Source organism: Aeromonas sp. 75A (assembly GCF_051919425.1).
In the GTDB taxonomy this organism is placed as follows: domain Bacteria; phylum Pseudomonadota; class Gammaproteobacteria; order Enterobacterales; family Aeromonadaceae; genus Aeromonas; species Aeromonas veronii.
Map to the genome: position 1 here is coordinate 1,507,501 of NZ_JBQBES010000002.1, position 12,933 is coordinate 1,520,433.

Annotated in this window: 11 protein-coding genes; 5 read left to right on the forward strand and 6 right to left on the reverse strand. The window is 56.8% G+C overall.

Annotated features, from left to right (window positions below):
* Positions 1-69: 69 nt before the first annotated feature.
* Positions 70-1,266, forward strand: a complete 1,197-nt coding sequence (locus ACTG2T_RS06870) for an NnrS family protein (RefSeq protein WP_330125711.1) — start codon at positions 70-72, stop codon at positions 1,264-1,266.
* 16 nt (positions 1,267-1,282) lie between these two features.
* Here ACTG2T_RS06870 and ACTG2T_RS06875 read toward each other — a convergent pair whose 3' ends face one another.
* Positions 1,283-1,852 (reverse strand): helix-turn-helix domain-containing protein, encoded by a 570-nt coding sequence (locus ACTG2T_RS06875; protein WP_330125710.1) that lies wholly within the window; start codon positions 1,850-1,852, stop codon positions 1,283-1,285.
* Between the two features lie 119 nt (positions 1,853-1,971).
* On the opposite strand from ACTG2T_RS06875, the gene ACTG2T_RS06880 reads away from it, so the two are divergent.
* Positions 1,972-3,147: a benzoate/H(+) symporter BenE family transporter gene (locus tag ACTG2T_RS06880; RefSeq protein ID WP_231721472.1), complete on the forward strand. Its 1,176-nt coding sequence runs from the start codon at positions 1,972-1,974 to the stop codon at positions 3,145-3,147.
* Between the two features lie 122 nt (positions 3,148-3,269).
* Positions 3,270-4,334, forward strand: coding sequence for a DUF3103 family protein (locus ACTG2T_RS06885; protein WP_160882374.1), 1,065 nt, complete (start codon positions 3,270-3,272; stop codon positions 4,332-4,334).
* Between the two features lie 69 nt (positions 4,335-4,403).
* On the opposite strand, the gene metF is transcribed toward ACTG2T_RS06885, so the two are convergent.
* Positions 4,404-5,294, reverse strand: coding sequence for a methylenetetrahydrofolate reductase (metF, locus tag ACTG2T_RS06890; RefSeq protein ID WP_330125709.1), 891 nt, complete (start codon positions 5,292-5,294; stop codon positions 4,404-4,406).
* A gap of 329 nt (positions 5,295-5,623) precedes the next feature.
* Between metF and ACTG2T_RS06895 the strand changes: the two genes are divergently transcribed.
* The gene (locus ACTG2T_RS06895; RefSeq protein ID WP_330125708.1) at positions 5,624-6,424 is read left to right on the forward strand and encodes a GNAT family N-acetyltransferase; all 801 of its coding nucleotides are present in this window, start codon (positions 5,624-5,626) and stop codon (positions 6,422-6,424) included.
* Positions 6,425-6,498: 74 nt separating this feature from the next.
* Here ACTG2T_RS06895 and ACTG2T_RS06900 read toward each other — a convergent pair whose 3' ends face one another.
* The 3 genes from ACTG2T_RS06900 to ACTG2T_RS06910 form a co-directional block, all read right to left on the reverse strand.
* Entirely contained in the window at positions 6,499-7,968 is a 1,470-nt protein-coding gene (locus ACTG2T_RS06900; protein ID WP_330125707.1) for an ABC transporter substrate-binding protein, read from the reverse strand.
* Positions 7,969-7,976: 8 nt separating this feature from the next.
* Positions 7,977-9,956: a HAMP domain-containing methyl-accepting chemotaxis protein gene (locus tag ACTG2T_RS06905; protein ID WP_213390503.1), complete on the reverse strand. Its 1,980-nt coding sequence runs from the start codon at positions 9,954-9,956 to the stop codon at positions 7,977-7,979.
* A gap of 222 nt (positions 9,957-10,178) precedes the next feature.
* Entirely contained in the window at positions 10,179-10,775 is a 597-nt protein-coding gene (locus ACTG2T_RS06910) for an OmpW family outer membrane protein (RefSeq protein WP_127008721.1), read from the reverse strand.
* Positions 10,776-11,105: 330 nt separating this feature from the next.
* Here ACTG2T_RS06910 and ACTG2T_RS06915 point away from each other — a divergent pair, with 330 nt between their 5' ends.
* Entirely contained in the window at positions 11,106-11,237 is a 132-nt protein-coding gene (locus ACTG2T_RS06915) for a hypothetical protein (protein WP_019445201.1), read from the forward strand.
* Here ACTG2T_RS06915 and ACTG2T_RS06920 read toward each other — a convergent pair.
* Positions 11,234-12,907: a diguanylate cyclase gene (locus ACTG2T_RS06920; RefSeq protein ID WP_330125706.1), complete on the reverse strand. Its 1,674-nt coding sequence runs from the start codon at positions 12,905-12,907 to the stop codon at positions 11,234-11,236. The genes ACTG2T_RS06915 and ACTG2T_RS06920 overlap by 4 nt on opposite strands.
* Positions 12,908-12,933: the final 26 nt, after the last annotated feature.

Genomic DNA, 12,933 nt, shown 5'->3' on the forward strand with positions numbered 1-12,933 from the left:
GGATTTAAATTGAACATTTGAAAAGCCAATTTATAATTGCCATCTCAAATGTTCAATTGGAATGCCCTCATGCATCAAATCCTCGATAGCCATAAGGAAGAGCAAATCGTCCCGCTGTTCCGCTTGGGGTTCCGACCCTTCTTCTTGTTCGGGGCTCTGTTTGCTGCCGTCGCCATGTTGCTCTGGCTGGGGCAGCTCAACGGTTGGCTAACCTTGCCAGGGATTGCCAACCCAATCTGGTGGCATGGTCATGAGATGCTGTTTGGTTTCGGGACTGCCATCGTCGCGGGTTTTCTGCTCACCGCGGTGCAGAACTGGACGGCCCATCCCGGTGTTCGGAGCTGGCCATTGGTAATGGTGGTGGGGGTGTGGATGTTGCCAAGGACCTTGTTACCCTGGCTGGGTGAAGAGAATATGCTTCTGATGTTGGCAGACCTGCTCTGGTTGCCGCTTTGCGCCTGGTTCCTTGCCAAGCCTATCTTGATAACCCGGCAATGGCGCAACCTCTTCTTCGTGCCCCTGTTGCTGATACTGACCTTGCTCAATGGTGCCAGCTGGTTATGGCAGGCCGATTGGACCACCGTTGAGCACATATTGATCACCACTGTGCTGTTGTTTACCACCCTGATCGCCGTGATGGGTGGAAGGGTGATTCCGTTCTTCACCGCCCGAACAACCGGTCAGGAGAAAGCTGCACCTCGACTCTGGCTAGAACGGACTGCGCTCGCGACACAGTGGCTTATCTTGCTCTGCTGGTTGCTGCTCCCCACCCAATGGGTCACCAGCATATATATAGTGCCTCTCTATATAGTGGCGGCGAGTTTGCATCTGTGGCGGCAACTACGTTGGCATCTGCCATCGACCCTTGCGCATCCCCTGCTGTGGTCACTCCATCTCGCCTATCTGTTTATCCCTCTTGGCCTGCTCTCCCTTGCGGCACATAGCGCGGGTCTGCCCATCACGTTGTCGATGGCCAGTCACCTGCTCAGCGCAGGCTGTATGGGCACCATGATCCTGGGCATGATTGCGCGAGTCTCCCTCGGCCATAGCGGTCGGGCCTTGCAGGTAGGACGCAGGATCACTGGCGCATTCGCCCTGGTTATCGCTGCCGCCACAATGCGGGTAGCGATTCCGCTGTTCTGGCCTGCTTATACACTGCATGGCTGGAACCTCAGCGCGCTTGCCTGGATCGCTGCCTATGGTCTGTTTGTCTGGGTCTATACCCCGATACTGATCCGCCCCAGAGCAGATGGTCGACCGGGTTGATGACTGCGGAACATGTTCAGGGTGTTGCCAGCGGATAGTGGATCAGGTTGTGGAAGATCGCCGGGGCTATGCCCAGATTCCGATAACCGTGGGGACGATCGGCAGCAAAACGCACCGCCTCCCCTTGCACCAGTGAGCGCCACTCCCCTTCCACCAGCACCTCCATCATGCCGCTGATGACGATGACATGCTCGGTCACTCCCGGCTCATGGGACTCGGACTCACGCTGGTAACCCGGCAACAGGGTCAGTTCAAGCAACTCGAAACCAAACCGGTTTTCATAAGGGAAGAGCGGCGCCACTTGCATGCCCTCTCCCGCAGGCTGCTGGCGAATGGCATCGGCGGTGCGATAGAGCACCTCTTCCTGCGTGGCGGGTGTGGGCTCAATAAAACTGGAAAATGAGACTCGAAAACCGGTGGCTATCTTCCATAGCGTCGCCACCGTCGGGCTGGACTCTCCCCGCTCAATCTGCCCCAGCATCGCTTTGCTGACACCCGTTTCGCGCGCGGCGGCATCCAGGCTCCAGCCTCGCTCGCTGCGCAGCTCCTTCAGTCGAGCAGCCAGATGCTGACTCATCTCTTGCATAACTGCCTCTTTATTACTCTTGCACGATGCACCTTGTGCGCTATAGCGCACAGCATTATAGTCAAAGCTGTATTGTACGTAATAACGCACAGCGCGTCACAACGCCAAGAGGAAGAGTCATGCCCTTCGCACTCCCCCATCTGGTCGCAGGCTTTATCGCCGTGATGGTCGGCTACACCAGCTCCGTCATCCTGATCATCCAGGCCGCCACGGCAGCAGGTGCTGATACTGCTCAAGTCGCCTCCTGGCTCTGGACGCTGGGGATCGGCATGGGGGTGAGCTGCATCGGCCTCTCTCTCTATTACCGCATACCCATACTAACCGCCTGGTCCACACCGGGCGCGGCACTGCTGATCACCACGTTGGGCAGCTTCACTCTGGCGGAAGCCATCGGCGCCTTTGTGATCTCCTCCCTGCTGATCACGCTGTGTGGCATCAGCGGCTGGTTCGACCGTTTGATGAAACATATCCCGGCTCCACTGGCCGCCGCCATGCTCGCTGGCGTGCTGCTCAGATTCGGATTGGATCTGTTCAAGGTCGCCCCGCAAGATCCCTTGCTGCTTGGCACCCTGCTGCTGACCTTCCTGCTGGGTCGTCATCTCTGGCCCCGCTATACCATGGTGCTGGTACTGGGAGTGGGGATGCTGATCTGCAGCGTGCGGGGGGATTTGCAACTGGGCACCCTTCACTGGCAACTCGCCAGCCCGGTCTGGACATGGCCAGCCTTCTCCCTTGATGCTCTGTTTGGTATCGCACTACCGCTGTTCATTGTCACCATGACATCGCAAAACATGCCGGGGATTGCCATCTTGCGAGCCCATGGCTATCAGCCTTCCACCTCCTCGCTAATCAGCTGGACCGGCCTGACCGGCCTGCTGCTCGCCCCTTTTGGCGGCTATGCCTTCAATCTGGCCGCCATCACTGCCGCCATCTGCATGGGAAAAGAGGTCGACCCGGATACCAAGCGCCGCTGGCCTGCTGCGGTTTGGGCGGGTTGCTTTTATCTCGTGACCGGCTGCTTCGGTGCGACCGTCACAGCCCTGTTTAGCGCCTTTCCGGCAGCCCTTGTCACCTGCGTCGCTGGTTTGGCCCTGCTAGGTACCATCGGCGGCAGCCTGCACTCTGCCTTGCAAGAGGATCAAGCGCGAGAAGCTGCGCTGCTCACCTTTATCATTACCGCGTCCGGGATCAGCCTGCTCGGCATCGCGGCAGCCTGCTGGGGTCTGCTGATTGGTCTGGCTATCTATCAGTTCCAATCATATCGACAAAGGAATCAATTGAACCTCAAATCGTGAGCCTCTGCACACTATCCAGATAAAATGATTCACAAGTGAAACTAATTTCCTTCTAGTGGTGCCAGGGCACCAATCTTCCCGGACGTGTTGCCCTGTCAGGTTCCATGCAACGGAGAATAAAAATGAAAAATCAGGCTGTCTTGTTACTACTGGCCATACTGGGTGCTACGAGCGTCCAGGCTGCCGATACGGATCGAGAGCTGGCTCGCCAGCTCGCACTTCAGCAGAAAAACCTGCTGCCCCTGCTGAGCAATCAGCAATACCAGAGCCCGCTTCCCAACCTGCTGCAAAAAGCCAGCCCGCGCCTTAAACGGCAGGCGAGCGATGCCAACCAGGCGGCCATCAGCCGGCAAGGTCTGGATGGCGAGGTCAAGCAACTGATGCAGTTGCGGCTGGCCAACACCGATCAGGCCGCCGCACTGCAGCAGGGCGTCGAACCGCTGGTCGCCTATGTTCCAAGTGGGGATGAGAAGAGCTGGAGCGCCATTGAAGCGTTCGACAGCGCTGGCAATCCCGTCTATCTGGATGTGGACAAGGCTCCGGCCCGGCCGGTTCTGGTAGTCGAAGCCGATCCCGTCAAAGCCAAAAACGCAGGCTTGAAGGTGATGCGCAAAGCGCTGGCCGATGCGGATCTGCAAAGCGCCCCGCGAGTGGCGGCCAGCACGGCGCCGCTCAAGACCAGTATCCTGAAAAAGATCAGACTGAAGGATGATCAGGAGCCCTGGCTGCTCGGCGCAGCCGAAGTGTATGCGGTGGTCGCAGGAGTCAATCCCAGTCGGGATGAGCCAGTGGTCGATATTGTCGACATGCCCTACCTCGACTATGACAACACAGACTACACCCCCAACCAGATCCTGGTTTACTGGGATCGCTATCGCTGGGGTGCCGTCGATGTGGTGATGATGGAGCAGGATGACAACGTCAACTATAAGGAGCTGAGCGCCATGCTGATTGAAGCTCTCAAACTCGGCTTTACTGCGGGTGGCGTGCCGGAAGCCCTGCCCTTCCTCGATCTCGGCGGTCGCATCGTCAAGGCGCTGCCCGACTCCTGGATGACCAATAACGACGACTATCTGGATACCTTCTATACACTGGAGCAGGATCAGGTCTATCACCAGTATCCGGGGGCTGCCGGTAATGCGGTTATCGATCTTGAGCCAAAAGAGATCGCCCCGACCAGACCTTGATAATCGGCCATAACGAAAAAGCCAATGAGCAACTCATTGGCTTTTTGCTTTTATCGCGGTGACCACCGGTCAACCCTTGGGACGAACCCCCAGAGTATGGCAGATGGCATAAGTCAGCTCGGAGCGGTTCAGGGTATAGAAGTGGAAATCCTTCACCCCTTCCTGACTCAGCACGCGCACCTGATCGATGGCGATGCTAGCCCCCACCAGATTGCGGGTCATCTGATCGTTATCCAGCCCCTCGAAACGCTGATGCATCCAACGCGGGATCTTCACGTTGGTAAAACCGGCAAACTTGGCCAGGGTCTGATAGTTGGAGACCGGCAGGATCCCCGGCACGATTTCAGCATCAATACCGATGGCGGCGCAGCGATCCCGAAAGCGCAAATACGTTTCCACATCGAAGAAGAACTGGGTGATAGCACGGTTGGCACCGGCATCGATCTTGCGCTTGAGGTTGAGCAGGTCGGATTGCGCACTCTTGGCCTCCGGGTGCCCTTCCGGATAGGCGGCAACCGAGATATCAAAGTCAGCCTCCGACTTGAGCAGGGCAACCAGATCGGTGGCATACATATCCGGCTTCTTCAACCCCTGCGGCAAATCACCGCGCAGAGCCACAATATGACGAATACCGCTATTCCAGTAGTCGCGGGCGATGGTGCGCAGCTCGTCGCGACTGGCATCGATACAGGTCAGGTGCGGCGCCGCAATCAGGCCGGTCCGTTCCTTGATGTCCTTGATCACCTTGTGGGTGCGATCACGGGTGCCAGAGTTGGCGCCATAGGTGACGGAGACGAACTTGGGTTCCAGCACTTTCAGCCGTTCGATGGACTGCCAGAGAGTATTCTCCATCCCTTCACTGTTGGGCGGAAAAAACTCGAAACTGACCGATATATCGCCATTCAAATCTGCCAAGCTCTGGTTGAGCGCCTCAACCTGACGTGCACTGTGAAATCCCATCTGCTCTTCTCCCTGTCCTGCAATCCATCTGCCTACGTCAAAACGGATGTTTGGACGTCTAAACGTCTTTATATTTATGAGTAAAACGACACAAAGTCAACAGGGATTTACCTCACATCCGATCTGACGAACTTCATATTTACAAAATTAACGGTACGTAACCGAAAAGTGCCCATCCCAAAATTGCCCCAGTCGAGTTATGATGGGGGCAGATCGTCCTGGACGTTCTGAATCTGCGTGTGATTGTTTGGCCGGAGGTTTCTCCGGCCCCTTTTCATCTATTTCCCACTCCTGCCGATAACAGAATGAGTCTTTGCAGGAGCACCATCATGGATACCCACCCCGGCTTTGCCACCGACTTGCTGTTTGATCGCTACCAGGGCGAGGTCATCCAGCATGAGCAGTTTTGGGCGGTTCGCACGCCGGATGCTCCCGACTACTACTTCGGCAACTACCTGCTACTCCCCACCCCGCCCAGCGACCATGACAAAGGCTGGCTGGAAGCCACATTTGATCAGCTGATCGGCCAGGATCCTCGAGTGCGCCACCGCACCTTCCAATGGCCACTAGCAGCCGGGCAAAACAGCCGGATCGCCGGTTTTGTCGCAACGGGATACCAATATATGGAGTGCGTGGTGCTGGCGCTGGATGAGCAGAGCTGCCCACCCCCTCACGACGACATGAACAAGGTTAAGGCGCGTACTTTCACCACTGCTGATTGGCCTGAGTGGCTCGACTTCGAACTCCATGAGCGGGATGAGGGACACTCGGAACAGAGCTATCTCCCCTATCTGCGATCCCGCCAGGCGCTCTATCAGGCCATGATTGCCGATGGTCTCGGGGACTGGTGGGGGATCTGGAAAGAGGGACAACTGGTCGCCAGCTGTGGCCTCTTCTTCTGCGGCACACTTGGGCGCTTCCAGTTGGTACGCACGCACCATGCGTGGCGCAACCAGGGGTTATGCCGCCAGCTGCTGAGTCAAGTGGCTCGCGCAGGATTATCCCGCGCCAAGCAGCTAATCATAGTGGCTGACGAGCATTACCATGCCCAGCGCATTTACCGCTCTCTGGGGTTTGCCCCGGTTGCCCGCATCGGCAGCCTCTGCCGCTGGCCCCACGAAGCACAATAAAGCGATACATGCTGGCCACGAGCCATAAAAAAAACGGGAGGCTGATACCTCCCGTTTTTATTGATGCCGATGACCTATTGCTGTGGCTGCTGTGGCGCCTCCAGCTCGTTGGAGAGCGCCTGCTCCACCTCATCCGACGGCGCCGGTAATGGGGCAGCGGCCGCTGCTGCGGGTTCTGCGGGAGTCACAGCCGGTGACACCACGGCCGATGTTTCACTGGTCGCGGGAGCTGCGGACACCTCAGTCGTCGGCGCCGAAACAGGAGCAGGGGCAACCGCATCACACTGACAATCCGCGCTCTTGGCCTTATTGCCCTGATGAGGGGCATACCACCCCTTCAAGCCACCTTCCAGTCGATCCGCGGCAGCCTTGGGCTCCATCTTGCCAAGCAGCACAGCCTGACTCACCTCGGCCAGCTCATCCCCCAACTTGGGCGTACCACGGGAGAGGATCTGGGTCGCCACCCGAATGGTCGAGTCACACTGATCGCGCCACTCCATCATCTCTTTGGCCGCCGGATTGGTGACATCGAAGAAGTGGTTGGAGAGGGAGAAGAATCCCGGCAGCGAGTTGGTATAGAGCTCGGCAAATTGCGGCGTCGTCAGCCACTGCAGGAAAGCCATTGCTCCCTCTTTATTCTTGCTGGCCGGATTCATCCCCATACCGATATCGGTGTGGTCGGTAAAGAAACAGCCATCACCCTGTTTGGCCACCGGCGGACGCATGACGCCAAAATCGACCTTGCCGGTGAAGGGGGCAATCTCCCAGGAGCCCGCCACGTAGAAGGCGGCCTTGCCCGAGGTGAACAGCTCGTTACTGGTCGCATAATCGCGGCTCTCGCCACCTTCACCGAGGTAGGAACGCCAGCGGGCCAGCTCATCGAACACCTTCACATATTGGGGGTTGTCCAACCGCTCCTGCCCGCCAATCAGAGCCAGACGACCATCTTCCCCTTTCCAGTAATTGGGACCAATGTTCTGGAACCCCAGTTCGGAGGCAACCCAGCTCTCGGAACCACTCATGGCCAGCGGCACATAGCGACCGTCGGCCTTGATCTTGTCCAGCACGGCGAAGAACTGATCGCGGGTTTGCGGCAAGGTGAGCCCCAACTCACTGAAAATCTTCTTGTTATAGAAGAAGCCATGGATCACCGAGGCCATGGGTACACAGAAGGTCTGGGCACCGGAATCCGTCTGCCAGGGTGACTGGGCAAAACTCGGGAAGTTCTCCATCCCCGCCATCTCGGTCAGCTCGGCCAGATGGCCCGCCTTGAACAGGGCGAGCGAGTCATCAAACGGACGACAAGTAATGAGATCCCCCGCTTTGTCCCCTTTCAGGCTCTCCCACAGGGTGGGCATGTAGTTGACGTTCTGCACCGGATGAAAACTCACCTTGATACCGGGATGCGCCGCTTCAAACGCAGGGATAATCTTCTGCTCCCACAACGCCTTGTCATCGGTTCGCCAGCTTTCAATCACCAGCTCGCTGGCCATCAGCTGGCCACACAACAGGAGACTCAGGGCTCCAATCCACTTTTTAGACATAAGCCCTCCTAGACCTTGAAATGTGCGATCAATTGCTGCTGTTTGGCGACCAGGTCGGCCAGCACTTCGCTGCTGCTGGCGGATTCCCGCGCCTCCCGCTCGGTCTCGTATGCCACATCGGCAATACCGGCGATATGACGAGCGACCCCCTGACTGACGGAGATCTGCTCCTGAGCGGCATGGGCCACCTGATCCGCCATCGACTTGATGGCACCCATCCGATCGGCAATGGATTGCAGCGCCACATCCATCTCGCGAGTCTGCTCGACACAGCTCTGGGTCTGCTCCTGGCTACGCCCCATCACTTCAACCACATGCTTGCTGGAGCTTTGAAGGTTCTCAATCATCCCTTGGATCTCTTCGGTCGAAGTCTGGGTGCGATTGGCCAGTGCCCGCACCTCATCGGCCACCACCGCAAAACCTCGACCTGCATCGCCAGCACGGGCCGCTTCGATGGCGGCGTTCAAGGCCAGCAGGTTGGTTTGCTCGGCAATACTGCGGATCACATCGAGAATGCTGCCGATGTTGTTGCTGAATTCGCCCAGCTTGTAGGTGATGCCGACCGCCTCTTCCATGGCGCCAGCCAGCTGCTCGGTGATCCGGCGAGTGGTGGCCACTTTCTGGCGACCATTGCGCGCCTCTTCATCGGCCAGATCCACTTCCCGCTTGGTGCCATCGGTAGAGCGGGCCACCTCGGTGGCGCTCACTTCCAGCTCGGTAATGGCGGCGGCCACCTGATCGGTCTGGCTCTTCTGCTCCTGTACCCGGGACATGGCCCGTTCGCTGATCTCGGCGGCGCGGCTCGCCTCATCCACCAGATGACGGGAGCCCGCATTGATTTGAGAGAGCAGCTCGCCGGTCTTGCCCGCCAGCGTATCGATAGAGCGAGAGAGACTGCCAAATTCGCAACTGCTGCGGTAGTTGATGCGGCGGGTCATGTCACCGGCCGCCATGTAATCGAGCTCCTTGTTGATCATCTGCAACGGGCGCTGAATGCTGCGCGCCGTGGTATAGCCGATCACCAGTGCGGCAGCGGCAGACATCGCGGCAACCACCAGGATCCAGAAGCTGGCGCTACTGACCGCTGCATCGGCATTGATCCGGCTATCGCTGGCGATGGCTCCGGCAGACTTGCCCATCTCATCGAGCAAATTGAGGCTGTTGACCAGACTGGCATCCAGCTGCTGATTTTGCGTGGCCAGCGACAGCGCCAGTTGCTGAGCCTGTCGCATGGTCGCCAGCAAGCCCTGAGCGCCGAGCGCCAGCTCCTGCATCCGATCCAGATTGGAGACAAAGCGCGCTTTCACATCATCGGGCACCAGCACCCGCTCCAACCGCTTGCGGGCCATCTCGATATCCTTGCTGAGTACCTTTTCCAGCTCGTTCAGGTCGGTTTTGGCATCGGCACGACGGATATTCTTCAGGTCGCGGGCGATACCCGAGGTAATAAGCTCCGCCTTGTTGCGCATGGAGCGTTTGCTGGCGGTCTGTTGCAGCAGCAAATCCGCCGCCCACTGGTAGGTATCCTCAAGGCGGATAAATTCCATCTCCAGCTTGTGGCGCTGATCCAGCGCACTGACCCACTGTCGATGCTGTGCCAACACCTGATCCGCCAAGCCATAAAATTGGGTGGTAGCACTCTCGACCTGCTGGAAGCGGGCACGAGCATCCGCTACGTCGGTAAATTTACCCATCTCCTGACTCAGCTGGGCGAAGCGGTTCTGCTGCTCCTTGAACTGATTGGCCAGCTGCGGCAACTGGGCGGCATCTTCACTGGTGCGGTAGACCAGCACCCAGCGGTTACTATCCTGCAGTGCCCCCTTGAGACCTGCGACAGCAACTACCAGCGGGGTTGCCCGGTCAGATACGGCAGAGAGGCCGTCATTTATACCCTTGATTTTAAAGGTACTGATCACACCAAGCAGGATCAGCAACAGCAGCATCAACACGAATCCGGCGATGATCCGCTGCACGATAGATAAACCCATGGAGACATCCTCACTCATTGGGGGAAGGTAAAGTGAACATAGTCACTATCGGCAGGGGTGGCGAATAACTGAAATAAAGCGGCAGGTATTTAATTGATTTGTATCGGGTTGGATCACAGTACAGACAAAATCAGCCATACGAAAAAAGCCCGGCACAAGCCGGGCTGAAAGAGACGTACTTTGCTATCTTCCGCGATCCGTTCAGAACCGCAGTCAGAATCATTAGAAGCGGTAGCCAACACCCACCATAAAGGCCATCGGGTCGACCTTGGTATTAATGGTGCCAATCGCTGTATGCACATCGGTATCGATATCCATGATCCAGGCTGAACCGTTGACAAACCAGCGGTCAGTGATCGCCATATCGATACCAACTTGTCCGGCAACACCCCAGGAGTCATCGACTTTGACATCGGTCCCGGCCAATGCACCACGGCCCTCTTCATCAAAGAAGGTGGTGTAGTTCACGCCAATACCAACATACGGGCGAACCTTGCTCTGGGCATCGCCAAAATAGTACTGACCCATCAGAGTCGGCGGCAGATGCTTGATCTTTGCAACTTCAGAGCCACCCAGTTTGACTGAATGAGAGAAAGGGGTTGCGGCCAGCAATTCGACACCCCAGTTATCAGTAATCATGTAAGAGAGAGTCAATCCCAATTGCATGTTGTCATTAATTTCCAGCTCTACAGGCGTGCTGCTTTCCTGCGGCGATACGAATGCCAAACCACCACGAACCAGAATATCACCAGCCTGATGGGCCATGGCGAATGGAGAGGTCACTGCAGCGGCAATCATCAGAGGAAGTAATTTTTTCATCACGTAATCCCTTTTTTTGTTTTCATTTGATGCTGTAAGCCCGCTGACTATATGCCCTTGTAAATGCAAAGTTATTGACTTGGAGCAAAGGTTGCACAGAAATAAATCGATTGGTGTGACATCTTTGCGCGCCATCCCAATCTCGTTGAGTCCCCAGACAACAAGCCGAAATACCTGTTTCGACAGGTTGTAACTACCCGCATCCAGCGCCAAAAGGTGCAAGCAAACCACATCTTATTGCACGGCAGTGCGGCTATTAATTGTTGTTTATATGGGTAAATCAGCGTATTTTTTGCGCCATACAAGTTACTGGGAAGTAATGGTTTATTTATGAAAAATGAGTCGAAATGGCAAAAGGTGGGGGCCTTTCTCGCGGCCGTGTGGGGAATCGGATCCTTTCTCTTTATCCTGCTCGGTTTTATTGTCGCCCTGGCCTATCTGGTATTGGTACGGCAGGGTTAATCCGGGTTGACAGAGTGCAGCAGGGTGATATTCCTCCCTTCGGCAAGCTGTTCCGGAGTCTGGCCCATTCCCTCCGCAGAGAGGGTACCAGCGTAGCCAAACCACCGATTTCGCCCACCGACTTTGGCCTGATACAGTGCCATGTCCGCCAGTTTGAAGCTGTGACTCCAGAATGAATCCGGACACTCCGGGTGCAACGGATAGCGGCAGAACCCCAGCGACACCGTCAACCAGAGTGGCGCATCCTCTCTGCCAAAGCGGTGCTGAGCGACACGCTGGCGCAGATATTCGACCCGCAGCGCCAACTCTTGCTCGTCATCCACTTGTAGCAGCAACAAGAACTCCTCCCCGCCCAACCGGATGATCGGCTCGCGCTCTCCTGTCACCACCTTGCGCAGCAGATCCGCCAGCTGTTTCAGCACCAGATCCCCGACGTCATGGCCAAGGCGGTCATTGATCCGCTTGAAATGATCCAGATCCAGCAGCAATAACAGACAAGGTTTGGCCCGGTTGGCCTGCAACCAACCATCGAGATAGCGACGATTGAAACAACGGGTCAAGGGGTCGGTGAATGCAGCCATCTCCATCAGGCTGGATTTTTCCAACAAATCATCGTGTTGCTGACTGACCTTGCTGGCCATCTCCTTGAACTTGCCGCTCAGGGTCGCCATCTCGGCGCTGCTGTCGATATAGGGGATCAAGGTGGCATCTGGCCGATCGCCAAAGCGTTGCAGCGCCGACACCAGCTGTTGCAACGGGGTGAGCACAATGCTGTTGAGCCGGTACATGGCGATCATGACGCAGATAAAACTGATAAACAGCATGCCGATAAAGGTCCAGAGCGCCCCCTCCATGACGCCACTCAAGATCTTTCTCTCCTCCTCAATCACCAGAGTCAGCACCGGCTGGTTATCGCTGTTGAGCAGTCGCACCTCTCCCCTGAGCCGGGTGAGCCCAAGGTCAATCAGGCGATACGTTATTTGCGGTTTCAGTGGTTTGAAGGTAGCGGTGACATCCAGATTGGCGTGGGAAATCGCCAGAGGCAGCGCGGTACGCTCCGATACCTGCTCGAGATAGGCCTTGTCGAGCCAACGTACAACCAGCAAGAAACCGTTGAACGGTGCCGACTCGTCACTGTTTCTGATCGGCTGCCACGAGTACATCAGCGGCCCCCACTGGGAAGCACGGATCCCGTGCAGATTGATGCCCCCTTGCGCCACCGAGCGTGCTCTTAACTGCTTTTTCAGTTCATCAAGGAAGTAGGGAAACTGATCCGGATTGATCCCCGGCGCATCGGGTAGCAGGGTGCGCGTCCAGATTTCGTAGCCGGTGAGATCCATAAAACTCATCATGTTGAGACTAAAATCCCGCATCGGCATATCACTGAACAAGTTGGATTCGATGTACGCCCTGCTTTTGTTGTCTATAAAACGGTGACTGTCATCCCAGATGCCCCAATCCCGACTGAATGCATCCAGAGCAGCCACATCCGCCTGCACCGCCTTGGTCACGCGCAGCAGATGCTCCTTCATTCGTTGCTCTTCAATCCGGCTGGCAGCCGGGATCTGGGCCCACGCCAGCAGGACCAGCAATAGCAGGATCGCCCCCAGCCAGATGGGGAACATGGAGTAAGCCAACTGATGATCAATCGTGCGCGGAGCCTGAGCCATAACCCGATATATCCATTACCATGACG